The sequence below is a fragment of the Bifidobacterium sp. W8103 genome, from assembly GCF_016100775.1.
Lineage (GTDB): Bacteria > Actinomycetota > Actinomycetes > Actinomycetales > Bifidobacteriaceae > Bombiscardovia > Bombiscardovia choladohabitans.
The window spans coordinates 26,635-51,272 of the sequence record NZ_JACFRV010000001.1 but is presented as its reverse complement, the minus strand read 5'-3'; the positions used below and the strand labels follow the sequence as shown (position 1 = coordinate 51,272).

General features: G+C 62.4%; 21 protein-coding genes. 15 read left to right on the top strand and 6 right to left on the bottom strand.

All coding sequences use genetic code 11. The annotated features are described in order from the left end of the window. The first annotated feature begins 192 nt into the window (after positions 1-192). The gene (locus tag H3U90_RS00245) at positions 193-1,587 is read left to right on the top strand and encodes a replication-associated recombination protein A (protein ID WP_198176566.1); all 1,395 of its coding nucleotides are present in this window, start codon (positions 193-195) and stop codon (positions 1,585-1,587) included. Positions 1,588-1,772: 185 nt separating this feature from the next. Continuing rightward, complete coding sequence (locus tag H3U90_RS00240) at positions 1,773-3,170, top strand: MFS transporter (protein WP_198177545.1); 1,398 nt, start codon at positions 1,773-1,775, stop codon at positions 3,168-3,170. A 131-nt stretch (positions 3,171-3,301) separates the two neighbouring features. Here H3U90_RS00240 and H3U90_RS00235 read toward each other — a convergent pair whose 3' ends face one another. Next, positions 3,302-3,742 carry a MarR family winged helix-turn-helix transcriptional regulator gene (locus H3U90_RS00235; RefSeq protein ID WP_198176565.1) on the bottom strand — a complete coding sequence of 147 codons (441 nt, stop codon included), beginning with the start codon at positions 3,740-3,742 and terminating at the stop codon, positions 3,302-3,304. A gap of 452 nt (positions 3,743-4,194) precedes the next feature. Here H3U90_RS00235 and H3U90_RS00230 point away from each other — a divergent pair, with 452 nt between their 5' ends. After that, on the top strand, positions 4,195-4,773 hold the full coding sequence (locus H3U90_RS00230; RefSeq protein WP_198176564.1) for a haloacid dehalogenase-like hydrolase: 579 nt from the start codon (positions 4,195-4,197) through the stop codon (positions 4,771-4,773). 33 nt (positions 4,774-4,806) lie between these two features. On the opposite strand, the gene H3U90_RS00225 is transcribed toward H3U90_RS00230, so the two are convergent. From H3U90_RS00225 to H3U90_RS00205, 5 genes are read right to left on the bottom strand one after another with little or no spacing between them, the layout of a single operon-like run. Beyond that, on the bottom strand, positions 4,807-5,853 hold the full coding sequence (locus tag H3U90_RS00225; protein WP_198176563.1) for a Gfo/Idh/MocA family protein: 1,047 nt from the start codon (positions 5,851-5,853) through the stop codon (positions 4,807-4,809). Further along, the gene (locus tag H3U90_RS00220) at positions 5,846-6,310 is read right to left on the bottom strand and encodes a very short patch repair endonuclease (protein WP_198176562.1); all 465 of its coding nucleotides are present in this window, start codon (positions 6,308-6,310) and stop codon (positions 5,846-5,848) included. Before H3U90_RS00220 ends, H3U90_RS00225 begins: the two co-directional genes overlap by 8 nt. 12 nt (positions 6,311-6,322) lie before the next feature. After that, positions 6,323-6,862, bottom strand: coding sequence for a peptidylprolyl isomerase (locus H3U90_RS00215; RefSeq protein ID WP_015021693.1), 540 nt, complete (start codon positions 6,860-6,862; stop codon positions 6,323-6,325). 12 nt (positions 6,863-6,874) lie between these two features. Further along, a complete protein-coding gene (locus tag H3U90_RS00210; RefSeq protein WP_198176561.1) occupies positions 6,875-7,246 on the bottom strand; it encodes a YccF domain-containing protein in 372 nt (123 codons plus the stop codon). Beyond that, on the bottom strand, positions 7,237-7,944 hold the full coding sequence (locus H3U90_RS00205) for a TetR/AcrR family transcriptional regulator (RefSeq protein ID WP_198176560.1): 708 nt from the start codon (positions 7,942-7,944) through the stop codon (positions 7,237-7,239). Before H3U90_RS00205 ends, H3U90_RS00210 begins: the two co-directional genes overlap by 10 nt. Positions 7,945-8,150: 206 nt before the next feature. Here H3U90_RS00205 and H3U90_RS00200 point away from each other — a divergent pair, with 206 nt between their 5' ends. From H3U90_RS00200 to recN, 12 genes are all read left to right on the top strand, one after another. Then, positions 8,151-9,845 (top strand): MFS transporter, encoded by a 1,695-nt coding sequence (locus tag H3U90_RS00200; RefSeq protein WP_198176559.1) that lies wholly within the window; start codon positions 8,151-8,153, stop codon positions 9,843-9,845. 89 nt (positions 9,846-9,934) lie between these two features. Further along, on the top strand, positions 9,935-11,608 hold the full coding sequence (locus H3U90_RS00195) for an NAD+ synthase (RefSeq protein ID WP_198176558.1): 1,674 nt from the start codon (positions 9,935-9,937) through the stop codon (positions 11,606-11,608). A gap of 5 nt (positions 11,609-11,613) precedes the next feature. After that, positions 11,614-11,850 carry a hypothetical protein gene (locus H3U90_RS00190; RefSeq protein WP_198176557.1) on the top strand — a complete coding sequence of 79 codons (237 nt, stop codon included), beginning with the start codon at positions 11,614-11,616 and terminating at the stop codon, positions 11,848-11,850. Between the two features lie 242 nt (positions 11,851-12,092). Further along, on the top strand, positions 12,093-14,468 hold the full coding sequence (gene pflB / locus H3U90_RS00185) for a formate C-acetyltransferase (protein WP_198176556.1): 2,376 nt from the start codon (positions 12,093-12,095) through the stop codon (positions 14,466-14,468). A 98-nt stretch (positions 14,469-14,566) separates the two neighbouring features. Next, on the top strand, positions 14,567-15,448 hold the full coding sequence (pflA, locus tag H3U90_RS00180; protein WP_198176555.1) for a pyruvate formate-lyase-activating protein: 882 nt from the start codon (positions 14,567-14,569) through the stop codon (positions 15,446-15,448). Between the two features lie 400 nt (positions 15,449-15,848). Further along, entirely contained in the window at positions 15,849-17,135 is a 1,287-nt protein-coding gene (locus tag H3U90_RS00175; protein WP_198176554.1) for an HRDC domain-containing protein, read from the top strand. Between the two features lie 49 nt (positions 17,136-17,184). Beyond that, on the top strand, positions 17,185-18,561 hold the full coding sequence (tig, locus tag H3U90_RS00170; protein WP_198176553.1) for a trigger factor: 1,377 nt from the start codon (positions 17,185-17,187) through the stop codon (positions 18,559-18,561). 181 nt (positions 18,562-18,742) lie between these two features. Beyond that, a complete protein-coding gene (locus H3U90_RS00165) occupies positions 18,743-19,330 on the top strand; it encodes an ATP-dependent Clp protease proteolytic subunit (protein WP_029678947.1) in 588 nt (195 codons plus the stop codon). 9 nt (positions 19,331-19,339) lie between these two features. Then, the gene (locus H3U90_RS00160; RefSeq protein WP_198176552.1) at positions 19,340-20,008 is read left to right on the top strand and encodes an ATP-dependent Clp protease proteolytic subunit; all 669 of its coding nucleotides are present in this window, start codon (positions 19,340-19,342) and stop codon (positions 20,006-20,008) included. A gap of 144 nt (positions 20,009-20,152) precedes the next feature. Further along, a complete protein-coding gene (clpX, locus tag H3U90_RS00155) occupies positions 20,153-21,466 on the top strand; it encodes an ATP-dependent Clp protease ATP-binding subunit ClpX (protein ID WP_198176551.1) in 1,314 nt (437 codons plus the stop codon). Positions 21,467-21,536: 70 nt separating this feature from the next. Further along, positions 21,537-22,475 (top strand): NAD kinase, encoded by a 939-nt coding sequence (locus H3U90_RS00150; protein WP_198176550.1) that lies wholly within the window; start codon positions 21,537-21,539, stop codon positions 22,473-22,475. After that, positions 22,475-24,247 carry a DNA repair protein RecN gene (recN, locus tag H3U90_RS00145; protein ID WP_198176549.1) on the top strand — a complete coding sequence of 591 codons (1,773 nt, stop codon included), beginning with the start codon at positions 22,475-22,477 and terminating at the stop codon, positions 24,245-24,247. The genes H3U90_RS00150 and recN overlap by 1 nt, the downstream gene beginning before the upstream one ends. Positions 24,248-24,638: the final 391 nt, after the last annotated feature.

Genomic DNA, 24,638 nt, shown 5'->3' with positions numbered 1-24,638 from the left:
TACCTGAAGATATTCAGGCTGATGACCAGTAAACTGTACACAAACCGTGTTTCCGGGACCCAACTACGCGCTGGGCGATACGGCCATATGGGTTTCCAGTCTAGCGCGTTCGTCTTCCTGTTTGTGGCAGGCACAGGCCTATGCTGGTGAGGGCAGGGAGCCATAGGGGCCCCTAGGAATGAGGTATTGCAGATGGTTGATGATCTCTTCCAGGCGGCGGATCCCCCAGAGGAGCACACCCTGCCTTTGGCGGTCAGGATGCGGCCCAGAAGCCTGGACGAGGTGGTCGGCCAGGACAAGGTCACGGCTCCGGGAACCCCATTGGAGCGACTTGCCCGTTCGGACCCGAACAACCGTCTGACGGCTCCCAGCTCGGTCATTCTTTTCGGCCCTCCCGGGGTGGGCAAGACCACCTTGGCCTACATCGTGGCCCGACAGTCCGGGCGGCATTTCGAGGAGCTTTCGGCCGTCACCTCGGGGGTCAAGGAGGTGCGGCAGGTCCTCGCCCAGGCCCGGGAGCGGCTGGTCAGCCAAGGGCAGGAGACGGTCCTCTTTATCGATGAGGTCCACCGCTTTTCCAAGTCTCAGCAGGATGCCCTGCTGCCAAGCGTGGAGAACCGGGATGTGACTTTCATCGCAGCCACCACCGAAAATCCTAGCTTTTCGGTCATCTCGCCCCTGCTTTCGCGCTCGGTGGTGGTCAAGCTGGAGGCCCTGGACGACCAGGACCTGGCCAAGCTGGTCCGCAGGGCTGTCAAGGACCAGCGGGGGCTCAAGGATCAGGTGCGGCTGGATTCGGCGGCTTTGGACCAAATCGTGCGTTTTGCCGGGGGTGACGCCCGCCGGGCCCTGACCATTCTGGAGGCTGCGGCCGGGGCGGTCACCGAGGACGGGCCTCGTGCCAAGGGTGCGCGTCGACCCCTGGTCAGTGCCAAGGTGGTCTCCTCGGTCATGGACGTGGCCGCCGTCCGTTATGACAAGAAGGGTGACGATCACTACGACGTGGCCTCGGCCTTCATCAAGTCCATGCGGGGATCCGACGTGGATGCGGCCCTGCACTACCTGGCTCGGATGATCCGGGCCGGCGAGGACCCGCGCTTCATCGCCCGACGGATCATGATCGCCTCCGCCGAGGAGGTGGGTATGGCCTCTCCGGAGGTGCTGGAGATCACGGTCGCGGCTGCCCAGGCCGTGGCCATGGTGGGCATGCCGGAGGCCCGGCTGATTCTGGCCGAAGCAGTCATTGCCGTGGCCACCGCACCCAAGTCCAACGCGTCTTACCTGGCCATCAACCAGGCCCTGGAGGACGTGGACGCCGGGCATATCGGCCAGGTTCCCCTTCATCTGCGCAACGCTCCCACCAAGCTGATGAAGGCCTGGGGCAACCACGAGGGCTATCAGTATGCCCACGATGCGCCGGACGCGGTGGCGCCTCAGCAGTACATGCCTGACGAACTGGTCGGACGACGCTACTACCACCCCAATGATCGGGGCTATGAGCGTCAGCTGGGCCCCCGTCTGGAAGCCATCAGGGCCATCCTGGACAGGGCCGCCGGGCCGGAGGGAAACGCCGGGTCTGGGCAATGACCGTCCGGACTCCTATACTTGGCACCCAATAGACGTTGAGTAGCCACACAATGACCGAAACGCCGCAGGGTCCAGGCCTTCCATATTGACGGTCGCCAAGCTCCCACAAGGAGCGTGTCGCCGTCGGCGGGTCTGGCATGGACACATGGGGCATGCCTGCCTCATGCACGGGCGCGAGGGTGACGATGTCGACAGCGGTCATTGACAATGCAGACATATCCGAGCAATCCAAGAATCCCGGCCTTGCCGGGGACGGCCTGGCGGTCCGGGAGATTACCCGGCGAGTAGACAATGCTCGTGAATCGGCTACTTTTTACAAGATCGTGGCCCTGGTGGCCGCGGGAATGCTCATGGACAGCATCGATGTCTATGTGGGCAGCGCAGTAGCCAGTTCGGCGCTGAGCACCGGGTGGTCCACGGTCGCCCAGAATTCCCTCTTCCTGTCGGCGGGTTTTCTGGGGCTTCTGGTCGGCTCGCTGCTGGCCGGGTTCGTCGGGGACCTGCGGGGGCGCAAGACCGCCTATCAGATCAATCTGCTGCTCTTCGGAGGCTTTACCCTGCTGGGCGCTCTGGCTCCCAACATGGCCGTCCTTTCGGCCTGCCGTCTGGGGGCTGGTCTGGGTCTTGGGGCCGAAATAGTCACCGGATTCTCCATGGTCAACGAATTCGCTCCCATCCGGCATCGCGGCCGTTGGAGCGCCATCGTCTCGCTGGTAGCCAACACCGGTGTGCCCCTGGCCATGCTCCTGTGCGCCTGGATCATCCCGCGCTGGTCCTGGCGGCCGCTCTTCGTGGGTATCGGTCTGGCGGCGGCGCTGATCTGGTACCTGCGGCGTGACATCCCCGAGTCCCCTCGCTGGCTGGCCCTGCACGGGCGGATGGACGAGGCTGTCCAGGTGGTCGAGCTTCTGGAGGCCGACAATGGCCGAGGAGGGTCAAGCTCCGATTCCGTCAACGGTTCCGCATTTGCTGGCGAGGATGAGGGCGTTGAGGCACCTGCCAAGGCATCAGGTAGCGTAGTTCGCGGCCTGATTGTGGCCACTGTGGCGGTCTCGGCCACCAACGTCTGCTCCTACGCCTTCACCTCCTGGGTGCCCACCATCCTACTCAAGCGGGGCATTAATCTGAGCGGATCCCTGTGGATCAGCACCCTGATGATGCTGGGCGCCCCCCTGGGCTGCCTGATCGGATCCCTGCTCCTGGACCGGGTCGGCCGCAAGAGGATCATTGTCACGGCCTTCCTGCTGACGGCGGTCTTCGGTCTGCTCTACGCAGCGCAGACCAGCCAGGTCACAGCCATCCTGGTGGGCATCCTGCTCATGGCCAGCCTCTATGTCCTCATGTCTTCGGTGGTGGCCGTCTATGCGCCCGAGCTTTTCCCGACTACGGTCCGCTTCCGCTGCGTGGGCATTGCCAATGCCGTCGCCAAGCTCTGCAATGTGCTCATGCCCGTGCTCATCGGGGCCATGTTGAGCCAGTGGGGGAGCACCTCGATTTTCGTCACCATCAGCCTGGTGGCCTTGGCCTCCATGCTGGTTGTAGGCCTGATGGGCTGGGAGACCTCCGGCCGTTCGGTGGGCTGATACAAGCCGGCGCAAGGTCGTAAAGAGTCTGAAAAGCAAGGGGCCTGGCACGAGCCTGGGGCCGTCGAGAGGCGGCGAAAGGTTCGGTCGGGTCCCATTCTCGGTAAGCGTCCCTTGTCAGCAAAGAGGGATCAGAGCTGGTTGGCCAGCAGCCGGTTGTAGACGCAGCGCAGCTCGGTCTGGAAGGTCTCGGGGTCAATATCGGGATTCTGCTTGAACAGATCGATCCACCAGTTGTTGACCGACCTGATTCTCCTGCGGGCTATGTCCGCGCCCGACCTGGTCAGGGCGATGATGTTGACCCGGTGATCGGCGGGGTTCTGTTCACGGCTGACCAGACCCTGGGCCTTCAAAGCCTTGAGATCCCGGGCCAGCAGACTGGGGTCTACACATAGGTCCCGGGCTATCTGGCGCTGGCTGAGGCCGGGATGGTCATAGAGGTATATAATCAGATCACCCTGGGTGCCTCGTAAGGTGGTTTCGCCTATGTACCGGCTGGCATCGTTGCGTGCATGCCGGTAGATTCCGGCTATACAGCTGCTCAGGTTGTGGTAGTGACTCTTCTTCAACATCGTTGCTGCCCCCTAGCTGGTAAGGAAAATCGAAGAGTTCTGCAGGCATGGTTGGCTCGATGACCGCATGGACCCCTTAGGCGCCTTTCCCCTTCCAGGCCTTTTTCCGGCAACTCCCTAGCCTCGGCCCGGCACGGACGACGCATTTTTCATCATATCAATACCGTCGACACCATGGGGATGGTCCACGATTCAGGCAAAGGCGAGACAAGCCGGGATTTCCCTGGTGCCAATCCTGCTTGGAGCCTTTCACCATCGATTATCCAGGGATTTGCCGTCTGCTTCGGTCTTGTGTTCAGGCTTGCGGGCTAAAAAGAATGTCTCACTTGGTCAGGCTAGACAGGTCAGCATCCAGCAGGGCAGAGCCGGTCAAGGTCGGGGATTATCACCGTCGTTGCTCCACTGTATGCTAAAATGTTCCCCTTTCGCGACGGAATCTGGAAAGGATTGGCATGCGGGTACTGGACTTCGACGGCACCATCTACGATGGCGAAAGCCTGCTTGACTTCTACCTGTTCACTGCCCGCAGGGATCCGCGGGTGCTGCACTACCTGCCGATTGCCCTCTTCTATGCCGTCCGCTACCGCCTGGGTCGGGTCACCCTGGAGCAGCTGGACTCGGCCATGCGTCGGGTGGGCTCGCGCTATCTGCGTCGGCTGACCTCGCGTCCAGGCTTTGACATGGACCGGCTGGTCAGCCAGTTCTGGGATGCCAACATGCACAAGATCATGGATTGGTACACCCCCCAGGCCGACGATGTGGTGGTGACCGCCTCCTTCGATCTGGTGGCGGGGGAGGCCTGCCGACGACTGGGCATCACCCGCTGCATCGGCTCCACCCTGGATTTGGAGTCCCTGAGCGTGGGCTACCTCAACTTCGGACCCGACAAGCCCCTGCATTTTCAGCGGATCCTGGGCCGGGAGACGGCCATCGACGCCTTCTATACCGATTCCGCCTTCGACCTGCCCATGATCGATCTTGCCCGGAGAGCCTACTTGGTCGAGCACGGCCGGGTTCGCCGCATCAAATAGGCAGGCTGGTCACCACGGCTTTTATCTGATAGTTCATGATTCGAAGGGAAAGACCAATCCCCACTGGCGGCGCAGGGAGTCCATGAGCTCCATGATGCGCAGGGTGTCCTTGTGGGGCATCTGGGCGCACTCGGTCTTGCCGTCCAGGATGGCCTGTGCGGAGCTGGCCACCTCGTACTCATAGCCGGTCAGCTGGTCGGGAATGGGGTAGTTCTTCATCAACTTGTGGTCCCCGTCGTACAGGTCGATGGACTCCACATTGTTGATATTGGCGCACTGTAGGTAACCCCGGTCTCCCCAGATGTTGCCGGTCCGGTCGCTGTCCGAGACCATGGAGCTGGCCGCTGCGCCCATGGATCCATCCTGGTAGAAAATGGTCGTGGAGTTCTGGCTGTCCACGCCCTCCGGGCTGCGTACCCAATCCGTGCAGACCCGTTCAATGGGCTTGGGCCCCATGACCATGTCGATGAAGTTGAGAGGGTAGACACCCACGTCGAGCAGGGCGCCACCGGCCAGGGCCGGGTCGGTCATTCTGGCCTTGCCCGCGGTTACATATCCCAGGTTGGCGGTCACGGTCCTGACGGTGCCGATTTCTCCCGAGGAGATGATGTCGTCGATGATGGAGCGCGAGGGCATGTACCTGGTCCAGATGGCCTCGGTGCAGAGCAGGCCGGTGCTTTCGGATGTCTCCATGACCTGCCTGGCCTGGTCGGCGTTGGCGGCGAAGGACTTCTCGACCAGCACGTTCTTTCCGGCCTTCATGCAGGCGATGGCCTGCTCGGCGTGGAGGCTGTGAGGCGTGGCGATGTAGACCAGATCCACTTGGGGATCATCCAAGAGTTCCTGGTAGGAGCCATAGGAATGCTGGAATCCATATTTTTCAGCGAAGGCGGCTGCGCGGTCCCCGTCCCTGGCGCCCACGGCGTATGGGGCCACCAGGTGGCTATACCGTTGATCCCCAGCCATCATCACCACCGTCTTGGCCAGGGCGTTGGCTATCCGTCCGGCTCCGAGAATGGCGAAGTTGACCCGCATGTCCTTCTGCTCAGCTTCTTGCCGCTTGCCGTTCAATCTACTCATTCTTGACTCCTTCGTTCGAATCGCCATCTGCTGTGATGGCCTCATACAATTTCTGCAGGGTTTCCTGGGCATGGCGGGCGTCCAGCTGGCACTCCCAGACTGTGAAAACCCGCCAGCCCATGGCTTTCAGCTTTTCCCCCTGCTCCTGATCCCGCAGACGGTTCCTTGTCAGCTTTGTGGTCCAAAACTCCACATTGGATTTGGGAAGGGAGAATTTGGCACAGCCCTGATGCATGTGCCAGAAACAGCCGTTGACGAATACCATGGCCCGCCACTTGGGCAGAACCACATCAGGATGGCCCGGATACCTCTTGTCATTTTTGCGAAAACGCAGACCTCGCGAAAAGAGGTAGGACCGGACCTGGCGTTCTATTGATGTTTCCGTGCCCCTGATCCGGGACATGGTGTAGCTGCGTGTGCCGGGCTGGAATCTGCTGGGTGTCTTTTTCGAAACCATCCCCGGCACGGCTCAGAGGACTTCGACGCTGTTGATGAAGACCGGCTCGAGGGGACGGTCGCCCGGGTCGGTGGCCACGGCATCCAGCTTGTCGACCACATTCCGTGAATCCTCGTCGGCGACCTGGCCGAAGATGGTGTGATGCCCGTTCAGCCAGGGGGTGGGCACGGTGGTGATGAAGAACTGCGATCCGTTGGTGCCGTGGGTCTTTCCGGTGGCGGGGTCCCGGCGCAGCCCTGCATTGGCCATGGCCAGCTTGTAGGGTTCCTCAAAGGTCAGGGAGGGGTCGATCTCATCGTCGAACTCGTAGCCGGGGCCGCCTGTGCCGGTGCCCAGCGGGCAGCCGCCCTGGATCATGAAGTCCTTGATGATCCGGTGGAAGGTCAGCCCGTCATAGAAAGGATCCTGACGCTTCCGGCCCGTCTCGGGATCGGTCCATTCCTTGCGGCCGGCGGCCAGATCCAGGAAGTTGGCTACGGTTTCAGGGGCCTTGTCGTCAAAGAGGTCCAGGCGAATGTCGCCTTCTGAGGTATGCATGATGACTGTGCTCATATCCCAATCCTTTCATAAGACGGCGACGCGCACAGAGGACCCGAAGGGCATCAGGGCCAGGCGGGCCATCTTGAGGGCCTGCAGGCCGAAGGGTATGCCCACCACGGTCAGCATGGTGACCAGCCCGGCCGCCAGATAGGCCAGAGCCAGCCACCAACCGCCCAGGATGATCCAGAGCAGATTGGCCAGCCAGGATCCCAACCCGCCTCCATAGATGACCTGCCTGCCGAAGGGGGTCAGGGTCAGTCTGGCCATTTTGAAGGCCTGGACGCCCAGGGGGATGCCTACCACGGTCAGGCAGAGCACGATGCCCACCAGGGTCCAGGCCAGTGCGATGGCCAGTCCTCCCAGCAGCAGCCAGCAGATGTTGCCGATCAGGCGCATGTAGGTCCTTCCGTCAGGGTGGCGGTGACGGCCTTGGCGCAGGCGGTCACCTTCTCGATGATGATGGTCAGTCGTTTCTGCCGTTGCTCGGGCTCAAGCTCCTGGTCCATGGCATCAATCAGGCGCATGCCGGATTGGACGATGCCTCGCGTCACCTCCACACCCATGGCCGGATCTGCTGGCCGCAGGGCTGTCCAAGCCTGGATCAGCGGCTGGTTGACCTGCCGGTGGAAGTCCAGCAGGGCTTGGATTTGCCGGTCTGTGGACCGATCGCTCCTAAGGTCGGGCTCATGGGGATTCGAGGGACCGCCGTAGATCAGGGCCTGGCGTAACTGCTCGTCGTGCTGCTCGGCGTAAAGGTTCATCAGCCAACCGTGTCCGTGCAGTCCGGCCTGCTCCAGATTGGTGCGGGTCCAGACCTCGATCTTCCGGCTCGGGTCGTCTGTCCTACCCAGGGCCCGGTCCAGGGCCTGACCCCAGTCGGGCAGATGCCGCTCCATGACCATGTCGCAGAGCTGGTCGGCATCCCGGGCGTAGCGGTAGAGGGAGTTCCGGGCCAGATTGGTGCGTCGGGCCACCTCGGCCATGGTCAGCTGGTCGCGTCCGCCGGTCCGAAGGATGGCCTCGGCGGCGGCAATGATCTGGTCCAGGGTTTTGGCGCGGTGCTCCTGGAGCGTGGATTCGCGGATCCTGGGCATGGTCCTCCTCGGTCCGGCCTTCTGGAAGCAGCGACAACGAATCGAGCTCGGCCGGTCATGGGGCATATGATATGGCCTATTTCCAGCAGAGCCAAGCTGCCCGGGCCTCTTCAGCCTGCGGCTTGTCCGCGCAGAGTGAACTTGCGAGACGATTTTTCGCGACGTATAGTCGCAAAAAATTGCAGACCAGGGCGAGGGGAGAGCTGATGAGCGGATCGGCAAGCATGGACGTGAAGAAGGGCAGTCAGAAAGGCGGCCAAGGGTCTCAGGAGGCGGCACCGCCCTGGCGTGCCCTCTGGGTGTTGGCCCTGGGGCTGGCCATGATTGTGTTGGATTCGTCCATTGTCAACGTCTCCATACCCTCCATCATCGCCGCCATCCATATCAACCTGGCTCAAGCCCAGTGGGTGACCGCCCTTTACAGCATCGTGCTGGCAGCCCTGCTCCTGCCTTCCGGTCGGCTCGGGGACATGATCGGACGCAAACGGATCCTGCAGGTGGGTACGGTCATCTTTGTACTGGGTTCCGTCTTCGCGGCATCGGCTTCCTCCGGCACAATGTTGCTTCTGGCCCGGCTTGTGCAGGGAATCGGTGGCTCCCTGGTCATGCCGTCCACCCTCTCTACCGTGTCCGCCACCTTCCGGGGCCGGCACCGGGCCACTGCATTCGGCATCTGGGGGGCTGTCATGTCATCCGCTGCGGCAGTCGGCCCCTTCCTGGGCGGGGTCTTCACCAGCACCATCGGATGGCGGTGGATTTTCCTGGTCAATCTGCCCCTGGGGCTGATCGTTCTTGTGGCCAGCGCAGTCTTTGTACCCGAGACCAAGTCCGCTCCCCGGCAGGCCGGCGACCGGTGGGGGATGCTTGCCGACTGGAAGGGCATACTCCTTTCGGCCCTGGGTTCGGCCCTGGTGGTCTTTGCGCTGATCGAGGGGCAGACCTATGGCTGGTGGCATCCCCGCGCCGCACTTGAACTTGGCCCACTGCACTGGTCGGTATCGGCGCCCCTGTCGCCGGTTCCGGTCAGTCTGATCCTGGGGCTGGCCCTGCTGGCCGCCTTTGCGCTGACCGAGCTGGCCAGGGCTCGCAGGGGCAGGATGGTCATCCTGGACGTGTCCATGTTCGCCATCGGCACCTTCGGCTGGGGCAACCTCACGGCCGCCATCGTCAACGCCGGTCAGTTCGCGGTCATGTTCATCCTGCCCCTCTACCTGATCAACGCCAGAGGCCTGAGTCCCCTGGGGGCCGGATCCATCCTGGGTGTCATGGCCCTGGGGTCGGTTGTCTCCGGCGGTCTGGCCCGGGTGGTTTCAGCCCGTCTGGGAGCCGGCGGCACGGTGCAGACAGGTCTTTTGATGGAGATTGTCGGTGTGGCCCTGTCCATTCTGCTCATGCGTGGGTCGGTGCCGGTCTGGCCCATGACCCTGACTCTGATCATCTACGGTGCTGGTCTGGGCTTTGCCTCGGCACAGCTGACCAGTCTGGTGCTCTCCGGTGTCCCGGTTTCCCAGTCCGGCCAGGCTTCTGCCACCCAGTCCACCATCCGTCAGTGGGGGACCGCCCTGGGCGCCGCAGTATCCGGCTCCGCCCTCTCCCTGGCTTTGAGCCTGGTGCTGCCAGGGCATCTGACGGCCCTCGAGGGAATCTCAGCGCAGATGGCCGATGGCCTGGTCAGATCGGTCCAGTCCTCCGCAGGGAATGCCATCGTCGGTCTGCGCGCTCAGGGTACCCGCGGCCGGCTGGGAGCACTGGGTCCTCAGGTGACCAATGCCTTGACCGAGGGATTCACCCAAGGCGCCCAGTGGGCCATGGGCTTCGCAGTCCTGTTGCTTCTTCTGGGGTTGGTCGCCTCGGTGTTGGTGCGCCGGGCCGCCCGCAAGGCTGGTGCTGATAAGGTCTGAGACATCCGCAATCCCGTCTTCTTCTGCTTCGGTCCCCACTCGGGACTGTCTGCCCGTGGGCCGGCCCTGGCACGGTTTAGAATCATGGTATGGGCATACAAGAGGAACAGCCGCGGCGGGATGGCGATCTGCTGGTGGCTCTGGCTCAGATCGACACCTGTGTGGGCGATCTTGACGGCAACGCCGACATTATTATGGACTACTCCCGAAAGGCCGCTGAGCAGGAGGCGACCCTGGTGGTCTTTCCCGAGATGAGCCTGACCGGTTACCCAATCGAGGACCTGGCATTTCGTGCCAGCTTCCGTCGGGCCGCCTGGTCTCGGGCCGACAGTCTGGCCGGGGAGCTTGAGGAGCAGGGTCTGGGCCATCTCTATGTAATCGTGGGGACCGTTGGCACCGATACGGATCAGGACCGGCCCCGCAACCGGCTGGTGGTCCTGCACCAGGGTCGGGTCGAGGCCGGCTACGACAAGCACTTCCTGCCCAACTACGGTGTCTTTGACGAGTACAGGATTTTCACCCCGGGCGATAGGACCGTGGTCCTGGAGGTGCAGGGGCACCGGATTGGGCTGGCCATCTGCGAGGACATCTGGCAGGAGGGCGATCCCATCAGCGACCTGGCTGGACGGGACATCGACCTCTTGGTGACCATCAATGGCTCACCCTTCGAGGAGGGCAAGGGGCATGTCCGTTACGAGCTGGCGGCTCGCCGGGCCAAGCAGGTCGGCGCACCCCTGCTCTACCTGAACCAGGTGGGTGGGCAGGACGACCTGGTCTTTGATGGCGGCAGTTTCGTGGTGGATCAGGATGGGACCCTGCTGGAGCGCTCACCCAGGTTCGTGCAGGATCTATCCATGTGGACGCTGCCTGCACGGGGGGAGCGCCCACTGCCCAGCCAGTCCTGCATGGCCGAAGAGATGCCTGGGGACGAGGAGGTCTATCGGGCCTGCGTGCTGGGGCTCAAGGACTATATGGCCAAGAACCACTTCACGGGCGTCTGCTTGGGGCTGTCAGGCGGGATCGACTCGGCCCTGGTGGCGACCATGGCCGCCGATGCCTGCGGGGGGAAGCATGTGCGGGGCATCTCCATGCCCAGCCGCTACTCCTCGGAAGGCTCCCGGGATGATGCTGCCGACCTGGCCCGGCGTCTGGGCGTGCGTTACGTGGTCCAGCCGATAGGCCCTGAGTTCGACGCCTTCCAAGGGCAGTTGCACCTGGAGGGGGTTGCTGAAGAGAATCTGCAGGCCCGGATTCGTGGCGTCCTCGTCATGGCCTACGCCAATGCCGAGGGGCTTCTGGCCCTGGCCACCGGAAACAAGTCCGAGCTGGCCTGCGGCTACTCAACCATATATGGCGATGCGGTCGGTGGCTACGCGCCCATCAAGGATCTGCTCAAGACGCGGGTATGGCAGCTGGCTCGTTGGCGCAACGCCCAGGCTCAGGCACAGGGCGAGCGTGAGCCCATCCCGGTCAACTCCATTGTCAAGCCGCCCTCTGCCGAGCTGCGTCAAGGGCAGAAGGACTCTGATTCCCTGCCCGACTACAGCCTGCTTGACAAAGTCCTGGAGGCGTACATCGAGCATGCCCATGGTCGGGCCGACCTTCTGGCCGATGGCTTCGATTCCGACACGGTCGACACGGTCATGCGTCTGGTTGATCGGGCCGAGTGGAAGCGGCGTCAGTACCCGTTGGGGCCCAAGGTCACCTCCCTGGCCTTCGGCCGGGATCGCCGGCTGCCCGTCACCAACGCCTTCAGGGAGTGATCGCCATGGGTGCCGAACAGGAGCGGACGGCCTGGTACTTCAACACGGTCACCGGCAGACCCGAGCAGGGCAAGCTGTCTCCCCAGGACAGGCGGATGGGCCCCTACCGCAGCAAGCAGGAAGCCCTCGATGCCTGGAAGATTGCCAAGCGCAGGAACAAGGAATGGGATGAGGAAGACCGTCGTTGGCGGCAGGCCTGGGAGGGAGATCCTGAGCAGGGACAGTCGTCAGCTGACAGATGAAGCTCGCGCTGGATCGCCCGCCGGCGTTGGCGACCAGTCGGCCACGCAATCAGAACGGATCGGGACACAGGCGGTGTGCCGGGCGAGCTCGCAAGATATGGGCGTGGCGCCCATTGCGAGTCTGCCCGCAGTGTGATATAGCTCACGTCGCGATTCGGTTTCCCGTGGTAGTGCGCACCCTATACTTGAAAGCGACAGTGGTGTGAGGAAGCGCCATTGACCATATCAACAAGGAGTTGACTATGACAGCAGTTGAGACCAATACCGTCTCTCCCGCAGAGCTGCAAGCCAAGGCTTGGAAGGGCTTCAAGGGCGAGGACTGGAAGAAAGACATCGACGTTCGCGACTTCATTCAAAAGAACTACACTCCCTACACCGGTGACGAATCCTTCCTGGCACCGGCCACGGAGAAGACCAAGTTCCTGTGGAACTACCTGGATGACAATTTCCTTGCCGTAGAGCGCAAGCAGCGCGTCTACGACGTGGACACCCACACTCCGGCGGGCATTGACGCCTTCCCGGCCGGATACATCGACGGCAAGCCTGCCGGCGAAACTCAGGACGACGTGATTGTCGGCATTCAGACCGATGTGCCCTGCAAGCGCGCGATGATGCCCTACGGCGGCTGGCGCATGGTTGAGCAGGCCCTCAAGGAGGCCGGCAAGGAGCCCGATCCCGAGGTCAAGAAGATCTTCACCCGGTATCGCAAGACCCACAACGATGGTGTCTTCGACGTCTACACCAAGAGAATCAAGCTGGCCCGCCACAACAAGATTCTGACCGGTCTGCCCGATGCTTACGGCCGCGGCCGCATCATTGGCGACTATCGTCGTGTGGCCCTGTACGGCATCGACGAGCTGATTGCCCGCAAGAAGGCCGACAAGGATTCGATTCCTTACCGCAACGATTTCACCGAGGAAGAGATCGAGCACTGGATTCGCTTCCGCGAGGAGCACGCCGAGCAGATCAAGGCTCTGAAGCAGCTGTTGAACCTGGGCAAGGAGTACGGCCTGGATCTGAGCCGTCCTGCCATGAACGCCAAGGAAGCCGTCCAGTGGACTTACATGGCCTACCTGGCCTCGGTCAAGAGCCAGGACGGCGCCGCCATGTCCATCGGCCGTCTGTCCGCCTTCTTCGACGTCTACTTCGAGCGTGATTTGGCCGCTGGCCTGATCGACGAGACCGACGCCCAGGAGATCATCGACAACATCGTGATGAAGCTGCGCATCGTGCGCTTCCTGCGGACCAAGGACTACGACAACATCTTCTCGGGCGACCCCTACTGGGCCACCTGGTCCGACGCCGGCTTCGGCGACGACGGCAGGCCCATGGTCACCAAGACCTCCTTCCGTCTGCTGGCAACCCTGACTCTGGAGCACCTTGGACCCGGCCCCGAGCCCAACATCACCATTTTCTGGGATCCGAAGCTGCCCGAGGGCTACAAGCGCTTCTGCGCTCGTATCTCCATCGACACCTCCGCCATCCAGTACGAGTCCGACAAGGACATTCGCGCCCACTGGGGCGATGACGCCGCCATCGCATGCTGCGTGTCCCCCATGAGGGTCGGCAAGCAGATGCAGTTCTTCGGCGCTCGTGTCAACTCCGCCAAGGCCCTGCTCTACGCCATGAACGGCGGCCGTGACGAGATGACCGGTATGCAGGTCATCGACAAGGACGTAATCAAGCCTGTCACCCCCAAGGAAGACGGTTCTCTGGACTTCCAGGAGGTCAAGGACAACTACGAGAAGGCCCTGCAGTGGCTGAGCGAGACCTACGTCGAGGCTCTGAACATCATCCACTACATGCACGATAAGTACGACTACGAGTCCATTGAGATGGCCCTGCACGACAAGGAGGTCTACCGCACCCTGGGTTGCGGCATGTCCGGCCTGTCCATCGCCGCTGACTCCCTGTCGGCTATCAAGTACGCCAAGGTCTACCCGATCTACAACAAGGATGCCAAGGGCACCCCTGAGTATGTCGAGGGCGCTGACGACGACCTGATCGTCAACTACAAGACCGTCGGTGAGTTCCCGATCTACGGCAACGACGATGATCGCGCCGACGATCTGGCCAAGTGGACCGTGTCCACCGTCATGGGCCAGATCAAGCGCCTGCCTGTCTACCGTGGCGCTGTGCCGACCCAGTCCATCCTGACCATCACCTCCAACGTGGAGTATGGCAAGAACACCGGGTCCTTCCCCTCCGGCCACAAGAAGGGCACCCCGTACGCTCCCGGCGCCAACCCCGAGAACGGCATGGATTCGCACGGTATGCTGCCCTCCATGTTCTCCGTGGGCAAGATTGATTACAACGACGCCCTGGACGGCATCTCGCTGACCAACACAATCACCCCTGACGGCCTGGGCCGCGACGAGGATGAGCGTATCAACAACCTGGTGGGTATCCTGGATGCCGGCAACGGCCACGGGCTCTACCACGCCAACATCAACGTCCTGCGCAAGGAGCAGCTGGAGGATGCTGTCGAGCACCCCGAGAAGTACCCGCACCTGACCGTGCGCGTCTCGGGCTACGCCGTCAACTTCGTCAAGCTGACCCGCGAGCAGCAGCTCGACGTAATCTCCCGCACCTTCCACCAGGGCGCGGTGACCGACTGATCGCCCTTGTGCGATAGTCAACCGTTGATGAGACGGTGAATCATGGGGCGGGGCGCACCAAGGCCCTGCCCCCTTTTCGTCTTTTTCAGGAGGATCCGATGACGGAGACCACCACCTTCCATACCACACACCCGCACATGCTCAAGGAATCCAAGGTCTACCAGAGCCAGACGCTGATGGGCGGCCTTTCGGGGTTTGAATCGCCCATTGGACTGGACCGGCACGACCGCATGAATGCCCTGCGCACGGGCGACATCGGATTTGTTCACTCCTGGGACATCAACACTTCGGTGGACGGGCCGGGTACAAGGATGACCGTCTTCATGAGCGGATGCCCCCTGCGTTGCCAGTACTGCCAGAATCCTGACACCTGGAAGATGCGTGATGGCCAGCCCGTATACCTGCAGGCCATGATCGACAAGGTGGCCCGCTACCAGGACCTCTTCAAGAGCACGGGCGGAGGAATCACCTTCAGCGGCGGCGAGTCCATGATGCAGGCAGCCTTTGTCTCACGCGTCTTTCGTGCAGCCAAGGAGATGGGCGTCCACACCTGCCTGGACACCTCGGGCTTCCTCAATCGCAACTACACCGATGCCATGATTGACGATATCGACCTATGCCTGCTGGATGTCAAGTCCGGCGACGAGGCCACCTACAAGAAGGTGACCGGCGGCACGCTGGCCCCCACAATCGAATTCGGCAAGCGTCTGGCAGCCCGTGGCAGCAAGATATGGGTTCGCTTTGTGCTGGTGCCGGGACTGACCGACTCCGAGGAGAACGTCGAGAATGTGGCTCGGGTGTGCGAACAGTTCAAGGATGCCATCGAGCACATTGATGTGCTTCCCTTCCATCAGCTTGGACGGCCCAAGTGGCATGAGCTGCGCATCCCCTACCCGCTGGAGGATGCCAAAGGCCCCTCTGCGGCCCTGAAGGATCGGGTCAAGAAGCAGCTGGAGGCCCACGGCTTCGTGGTCTACTGAGGCGTGGAACCCAATTTGGTTCCAGGGCGGATCCAGGAGAAACCCGAATAATTCTCTTGTGACTCCCCACGGCAGATGTCGTGGGGAGTTTTGTTTGCTCGGGCGCAGGCCAGCCGGCCAATCAGCAAGTGACCGACTCACTGAATGACAGAATCATCAGATGAATGGCACGCCGAATGACCGGCCTAATGATTGGCAGGTTCAATGATTGGCAGGTTCAATGGGTGACGGATTCAATGGATGACCGACACTGAAAAATCGATAAAATCCCGACATGGCATTCACAGTGAGAAATCGTCGGTGGGTTGAGGCCATGGACTATGCTTTCAGGCGTGTGTTTTCCGGGCCGGTCGGTCCGGTGGCGTGATGGAAGACAAACTAAAAAAGAGGTTGAGCGCAGGTGACCACGGAACCTAAGACGCAGCTGCTTTCAGAGCCCGCCCAGGGTGTGCCGTCGGTCATCGACGATATGGCCGGATATCGCCGGGCCTGTCGAATGCTGTCCCGAGGGAGCGGTGCGTTGGCCGCCGATGCTGAAAGGGCCTCTGGTTTCCGCTATGGCCACGACGACTACCTGGTCCAGTTCAAGCGCCAGGGGGCGGGGATATTCCTGCTGGATCCACCGGCTTTGACGCAGGCGGGCTGTGACTGGTCGGAATTCAATAAGGCTGTTGATGGGGCCCAGTGGATCATTCATGACTCCCCTCAGGATCTGCCTGGCTTCCATGCATTGGGCATGAGGCCCTCATCGCTCTTCGATACCGAGCTTGCAGCCAGGATGCTCAACCTGGGTCATTACGGCCTGTCTGCAGTGACCGCGCATTACCTGGGGCTGACGCTGGCCAAGGAGCACTCTGCCGCAGACTGGTCCTACCGCCCACTGCCGCGTGATTGGCGCAATTACGCTGCCTTGGACGTGGAGCTGCTGGATCAGGTGCGGTCGCGCGAGCTGGAGGACCTGCGCCGTCACGGCAAGGATGAATGGGCCAGGCAGGAATTCGCCTGGCTGCTGGAGCAGGGCAAAATCCCCAAGCCAGAGCCTGAACAGCCCTGGCGGCATATCTCGCATATCAACGCCCTGCACAACGACCGCCGAGGCCTGGCTGTGGCCCGCTCGCTGTGGACCGCTCGAGACCAGCTGGCCCGCCGCAACGACATCGCTCCGACGCTCCTCCTGCCTGACAAGGCCATCATCGAGGCCGGCAGGCTCAAGCCGCACAACAACGCTCAGTTCCGGGCCATCCGGTCCTTGAACGAGCGGGTCAGGATTCACACCGGCGGCGAGCAGGACCGCATGTTCGAGCGCTACGCTCCCATTCAGCGCCGGGTGAGGCCCTCGGTCTGGAAACAGGCCATTCTGGAGGCGCTGAGTCTGCCTACCGAAGAGTTGCCGGTGCCTCCCAAGCCGCGGTGTGAGGAGACCAATGCCCCCAAGTCCATGCAGGTCTGGCGGCACCGCCACCCGGACCGGTTCGCCAGGCTGGAGGCAGCACGCAAGGCGGTGGCCGAAGTGGGACGCCGGACCAACACCCCCGACGAGATTCTGATCAAGCCCCGTTACCTGCGCAACCTCTGCTGGACCGACGAACCGGAGAAGCGGGATGTGGCCGACTTCCTGCGTCAGGAGGGCGCCCGCCCCTGGCAGGTTTCACTCCTGTCAGAGTCCCTGACTCGCGCTATCATGTAACGGTTGCCTTACTGGCAGATCAAACGGTTTGGATGAATTGGAGCGCAGCGTGAAAATCAGCGTCAGAAACCTCGAGCCCACCAAGGTCAGGCTCACCATCACCGTCGATCCCGATGAGCTGAACCCCTACCTGGATCAGGCCCGTAAGGAGATCGGCAAGCAGGTGACCATCCCCGGCTTCCGCAAGGGCCATGTCCCTGGACCCATCATCGATCAGCGCGTGGGCTTTGCCAGTGTGGCGGGCGAGGCCGTCAACGCCGGCGTGCCCGAGCTCTACTCCAAGGCTCTGGAGGAGAAGCAGCTGCACGCCATGGCGCAGCCGCAGATTGATGTCAAGGACATTCCTTCCTCGGCCAAGGACGACACCAAGCTCAAGTTCACCGCCGAGGTGGAGATTCGTCCCAAGATCGAGCTGCCCGACATCGAGGGCATGGAAATCGAGGTCCCCAAGCCCGCCGTCACCGACGAGGATGTGGACAAGCGTCTGGATAACCTGCGTCAGCGTTTTGGCACCCTGGTCAGCGTGGATCGCCCCGCATCCAAGGGTGACTATGCCAACATCGACCTGGATGCCGTCATCGACGGCGAGTCCGTGGACTCCCAGCAGGGGGTCAGCTACGAGCTGGGTTCCAACACCATGCTGGACGGCCTGGATGAGGCCCTTGACGGGCTGTCCGCCGGGGAAGAGACCACCTTCGAGGGCACCCTGGAGGCAGGCGAGCACCAGGGCGAGAAGGCCCAGATCAAGGTCAAGGTGAACTCGGTCAAGGCCGAGGAGCTGCCCGACCTGGACGACGAGTTCGCCAAGGAGGCTTCGGAGTTCGAGACCCTGAAGGAGCTGCGCGAGGACGTGCGCAAGCAGTGCCAGGTGGATGCCGAGGGTCGGCAGGCCACTGACGCCCGCGACGCCTTCATCGCCAAGCTCCAGGACGGCCTGGACATCCCGGTGCCCAAGGGCATCAAGCAGTCCATGGTGACCGATCAACTCAAGAACACCGGCAAGGACCCGGACAAGGCCAGCAAGGACGAGAAGGCCGAGGCCGAGGAGAGCGTGGAGAAGGAACTGCGCGACCAGATGACCCTGGACGCCCTGGCTGAGAAGCTGGGCATCACGGTCAGCCAGGCCGATGTGACCAACTTCCTGGCCTCCATCGCCCAGCAGTACGGCATGGATCCCAGCGCCTTCATCAACGGCATCGTCCGCAACGGCCAGCTGGGTTCGGCTGTGCAGGAGGTTGGCCGCTCCAAGGGCATGCTGGCCGGCATGCGAGCCGTCACCTTCAAGGATCCCGATGGCCAGGAGGTGGACCTGAGCCGCTTCCTGGGCGAAGATGAGCCCCAGGCCCAGGAGGAGCAGGACGAGAGCGTCCAGGCTGCTTCTGCCGCAGCCGAAGTGGCCGACCAGCTCTCCCAGGATCAGGAGTAGCTCACAAATCGCAACGAACAGGGCCGCACCCAGTGGCGAAACAGCCTGGGTGCGGCCCTGTCGTAGCGGTTGCGCAAAGAGCGGAAAGACCACGGCCGCGTCGATTGCGGGGGCTACTCTCAATACAGATACGTTTATCGAAGGAGACAGGGTGAACAACTCATTGGCAACCAGTCCTGTGATGGAGGAGGGGGAGGCCCCTACGCCGACCGATCCCATCTTCAACCGACTGCTCAAGGACAGGATCATCTGGCTGGGGGACGAGGTCAAGGACGCCAACGCCAACGTTATCTGCGCACAGATGCTGATGCTGGCGGCCGAGGATCCCAAGAAGGATATCTGGCTCTACATCAATTCGCCTGGCGGCTCCATCACGGCGGGCATGGCCATCTACGACACCATGCAGCTGATTGAGCCCGACGTGGCTACGGTCGCGGTCGGTATGGCTGCCTCCATGGGCCAGTTCCTGCTCTCCAGCGGGGCCAAGGGCAAGCGCTTCGTCACCTCCCATGCTCGGGTGCTCATGCATCAGCCTTCGGGCGGCGTAGGAGGCACGGCCACTGATGTCAGGATCAACGCCGAGCTGATCATGGACATGAAGCGCACGCTCTCCCAGCTGACGGCCGAGCAGACCGGCCACACCCTGGAAGAGATCTACCGGGACAACGAATACGATCATTGGTTCACGGCCCAGCAGGCCCTGGAGTACGGCTTTGTCGACCGGATCGTGACCACCCACGGCACTATGACCGCGGATCAAGGGAAGTGAGCACTCCACATGGCATCTGAAGAAGCGCAATTCGTAGCACGGGCCCGTCGACTGGCTGGCCCTCGCGGTTTGGCCGCCATGCCCGCTGATCGCTATGTGCTGCCGCAGTTCGAGGAGCGCACCCCCTACGGCTACAAGCGCCAGGACCCATACACCAGGCTCTTCGACGACAGGATCATCTTCATGGGCGTCCAGGTGGATGACACCTCCTCGGATGACATCATGGCCCAGCTCCTGGTTCTGGAGAGCCAGGATCCCAACCGCGACGTGATCATCTACATCAACTCGCCGGGGGGATCCATGACGGCCATGACCGCCATCTACGACACCATGCAGTACATCAAGCCCGATGTGCAGACTGTGTGCCTGGGCCAGGCTGCCTCGGCTGCTGCCGTTCTGCTGGCCGCCGGCACCAAGGGCAAGCGCTTGATCCTGCCCAACGCCCGTGTGCTCATTCACCAGCCGGCCATGGAGCAGGACTTCGGCAAGGCCACCGAGATCGAGATCCAGGCCAAGGAGATGCTGCGCATGCGCACCTGGCTGGAGGAGACACTGGCCAAGCACACCGGCCAGGATGTGGAGAAGATCCGCAAGGATATCGAGGTGGACACCATTCTGACCGCCCAGCAGGCCAAGGATTACGGGATGGTGGACGAGGTCCTGGAGCACCGCGATTAGCTCCGGTGACTGCGCACATGATTGATCGTCCGGATGGCGGCGGGCCCCTGGGGTCCACGGCCTCCGGACGTTTTTGGCATCATGGACGATGCCGCTCACATATGATTTCGGCGATCCTTGCGGATTCTCCGGGAAGGGAGAGCCATGGGCCGTGTGGTCAGCTACAATGACGGACTGAATCGCTGCGAGTTCTGTGGCAAGGACGAGCATCAGGTGCGCCGTCTGGTCAAGGGACCTTCCTGCGCAATCTGCGATGAATGCATACGCCTATGCGCCCAGATCATCCAGGAGGATATGGCCAAGGATGCCGCCGATCAGCGGGTGTCTCTGCCTGCGCCCTCAAAGATATTCGCCTATCTGAACCATTATGTCATCGGCCAGGAGGCCGCCAAGCGCACCCTGTCGGTGGCTGTCTACAACCACTACAAGCGTGTAAACATGGACCTGGGCGACCGTGGCCGTGTTGCTGACACTGCGTTAGAGAGAAAGAATGCTGCCCCACGCGTCCAGGTGGACAAGTCCAACATCCTGCTCATGGGTCCCACCGGCGTAGGCAAGACCTACCTGGCACGAACCTTGGCAACCATCATGAACGTCCCCTTCGTCATTGTGGATGCCACCAGCCTGACCGAGGCGGGTTATGTGGGCGAGGACGTGGAGTCCGTCCTGCAGGGGCTGCTCCAGGCCGCCGACGGCAATATGGACCTGGCCCAGCGTGGGATCATCTACATCGACGAGATCGACAAGATCGCCAGAAAATCCGGGGAGAACACCTCCATCACCCGTGACGTGTCCGGCGAGGGGGTCCAGCAGGCCCTGCTCAAGATCATCGAGGGCACCCAGGCCCGTGTGCCGGTACAGGGTTCGCGGCGGCACGGCGATGTCCGCACGGTCGTCATGGACACGGCCAACATCCTCTTCATCTGCGGCGGCGCCTTCGTCGGTCTGGAGGAGATCGTCCGTCGGCGGCTGGGCCTGCGGGAGAGCGGATTCTCGGCTACTCAGGGCAGCGATAGGGTGCCCGACGACCGGGTCATGAGTCAGGTCAGGTCCGAGGACCTGGAACAGTTTGGCCTGCTTCCCGAGTTCGTGGGGCGGTTGCCGGTCATCTCAACACTGGAGCCGCTGGGCGCCGATGAGTTGCGGCGGGTGCTGACCGAACCGGACAATGCCCTGGTCGACCAGTACCGGCGCATGTTCCTGGATGACGGGGCCGATCTGGTCTTCACCGATGCCGCCCTGGACCGTGTTGCCGCCATCGCCCTGGAGCGCAAGGTCGGCGCCCGCGGGCTGCGTGGAATCATCGAGCACACCTTGGAGGCGACCATGTTCGAGCTGCCCGACAGGACGGATGTCTCCCGTGTTGTGGTTGATGCCGATGCCGTGGAAGGGACCGGATCGCCCCGGTATGAGACCGGGCGAGGCATGTCAGAGGCTGCTGGTCGTCGTTTGGCCTGACCCCGCCGCGATGAGCGCCGCTGTTGGCCGGGCCCGATAGGATGATCATTGTTGCCGGAAGGGAGGCCCCATGGGTGCTCGTAGCGCTGTCGTGGTCACGCACAGCCGGGTCCGGGCAAGCGGCCACCTGGTTGACGAGGTCGAGGAGCAGCTGCGCCGGGACGGATTTCGCGTCTCGATTGTCGACAACATCGCCGCCCCGGAATTCGGCAGTCCCAGCCAGAAGGTGGCTGACGACACCGAGATCGTCATCGTCCTGGGCGGCGACGGGACCATTCTGCGGGCTGCAGAGCTGGTCAAGGGCACCGAGGTGCCCATCCTGGGTGTCAATCTGGGTCACGTGGGGTTCCTGGCCGAGTTCGAGAGCTTCCAGATAGGGGAGGCCATCCGCCGGGTGGCCGATCATGACTATTCCATCGACGAGCGGATGGTGGCCCATGTGGACCTGTGGATACCCGGAGCCGATCGACCACTGAGCGACTGGGCCCTTAATGACATGACCCTGGAACGATATGATCGGGGCAAGATGATCGAGGTATCGGTCCGAGTGGACGATGTGGAGATGAGCTCCTTCGGCTGCGACGGCATGATCGTGGCCACCCCGACCGGATCGACGGCCTATGCCTTTTCGGTGGGCGGGCCCATCGTCTGGCCGGATGCGCAGTCGCTGCAGATGGTGCCCATAGCCGCCCACGCCCTCTTCGCCAGGTCCCTGATCATCGGCCCCAAGTCGCAGTTCACCCTGGATATTCTGGGTGATTCCCAGTCGGCCGGCTGGATCTGCAACGATGGGCGCCGTCAACGGCCTGTGCCCAAGCGGTCCCGCATTGTGGTGCGACAGTCCCACGACATCCTGCGTTTGGCCAGGCTGTCGGGAGTGCCCTTCACCAGACGGCTGGTCTCCAAGTTCGACCTGCCGGTGGTCGGCTGGAGGGAGCAGCATCGTCCCTCGGCGGCTGCGAACGGGCAGGACCAGGGGGAGCCGCCGGAGTCGAACAAGGAGCACTGATGCTGGAAGAGCTGGAAGTACGAGACCTGGGTCCCATCCACCATGCCCTGCTGCGCCCTGCTGCTGGCATGACGGCCATCACTGGGGAGACCGGGGCTGGCAAGTCCATGCTGCTCAACGCCATCAGGCTGATCTCGGGGTCCACTGCCCGTCCGCAACTCGTGTCGCCTGGGGCACACGAGTCCTGGGTCCAGGGGATTTTCGACGCCGGAACGGCAGGAGCCGAGAATCCAGTGACCGCTGCCATAAGCGAGGCTGGCCTGCCCTTGGAGGATGAAGGACAGATCTTCCTGGCGAGGACCATGCCTGTCAAGGGGCGTTCCCGTGCCGCCCTGAATGGCAGGACAGCACCTCGGGGCCTGCTGGAGGAGGTGGCTGGAATGCTGGTCACCGTCCATGGCCAGGCGGATCAGATGCGTATGGCCAGTCCGGCCCGGCAGCGTGAATTTCTGGATGCCTATGCCGGTGACGGTCCGCAGCTGGAGGCTTTTTCCAAGGCCTTCAGGCAGTACCGACAGGCCCAGGACCATCTTGAGGAGCTGCGCAACCAGCAGTCAGGGGCCATGGCCCAGGCTGATTATCTCCGTGAGTCCATCGCCCGGATAGACCGGGTCGACCCCCATTCCGGCGAGGATCGTGAACTCAAGGCCCAACGGGACCGGATCGAGCACGCGGCTCAGATCAGTCAGGGCGTCATGTCCGCGCTGTCCGCCTTGGACTCCGGCCAGATCGACCCGGATGCCGACGCACCATCGGCCACGGCCTTGGTGGAACGAGCCATCGCCGCCCTGGAAGGCATCGGTGTGGAGGGGGTCTTTCAGGAGTCGGCCCAGCGGTTGCGGTCGCTGAATGCTGATCTGTCTGATCTGGTCTTCACCCTGAGCAGCCAGCTGGATGACGAAGGCCAGGAGGGCGATCTGGACAAGATCAACGCCCGCATCCACGATTTGGATGAGCTGACCCGACGCTGGGGGCCGGACATCGACGACGTTCTGGCCTGGCGCAAGAAGGCTGCGTTTGAGCTTGAGGACATGGATGCCTCACCCGAGAAGCTTGAGGAGCTTCAGGGTCAGGTTGAGCAGCTTCGCGGGAGCGCCCTGAAAGCCGCACGGACTCTGTCAGCGTCACGGGCCAAGGCTGCACGAAGGTTGAGCGATCTTGTCGACGGTGAATTGCACTCCCTGGCCATGGCGGGCGCTGGGCTGGAGATCCGTGTCAGACCAGGCCAGGACCAGGACATGGACGGGCATGGTCTGGATCAGATCGACTTTCTCTTCAGACCGTATCCGGGTTCGGACCTTCTGCCCATGGGCAAGAGCGCCTCGGGCGGCGAACTCAGCAGACTCATGCTGGCCCTGGAGCTGGTGGCCGCCGAAGGCCGGACATCATCGCGGCCTGACGGGTCTGACCATGGACATGCTGGCCGTGATTCCCAGGTCGGTGACCCGACGATGACCTTCATCTTCGACGAGGTGGATGCGGGCGTCGGCGGTCGGGCAGCTGTAGAACTAGGTCGTCGTCTGGCCCGGCTGGCCGTCACCGCCCAGGTGATTGTGGTCACCCACCTGCCGCAGGTGGCTTCCTGGGCCGATCGACAGTTCGTCGTGGCCAAGGGCCGGGAGGGCGGCGATGCCGTAGAGACCTTGGTCCACCAGGTAGAAGGCAAAGACAGGGAGCGGGAGATTGCCCGGATGCTGGCCGGCAGCGAGTCCACAACTTCCCTGAAGCACGCCCGAGAGCTTCTGTCCTCCAGCAGACTCCAGGTCCGATAGGTCTGGTTGTAGCCTCAACCTTGCCATGCCAAAGTTCGTCGATTCAGCGACTTTGACAAGGTTCGGCAACTTTGTTGCGGGCGACTTTGCTGCCTTTTGTGGCCGTGCCGCTGAGTACGCGACATCTGTCATTCTGTTGCTTTGACAGCAGGCCATTGGCTGTAGACGATCGTGCGGTAACACCCGTGCTTGATTTTCGTTGATGACACCGTATCCGCCCTTGGCATGTGCAATGCGGCAATGACCTGGTCAACATGGATTTTGTCCGAAGTCGTGATCGGTCGGGATTTCAGCACTGCAGCGCCGTTTCTGTGGAATCTGTGAATCACGTCCTGAGAAGATCAGCGGCAAAGTTTGTCTTCATGATTAAACTGTTATAGTGTATACATGA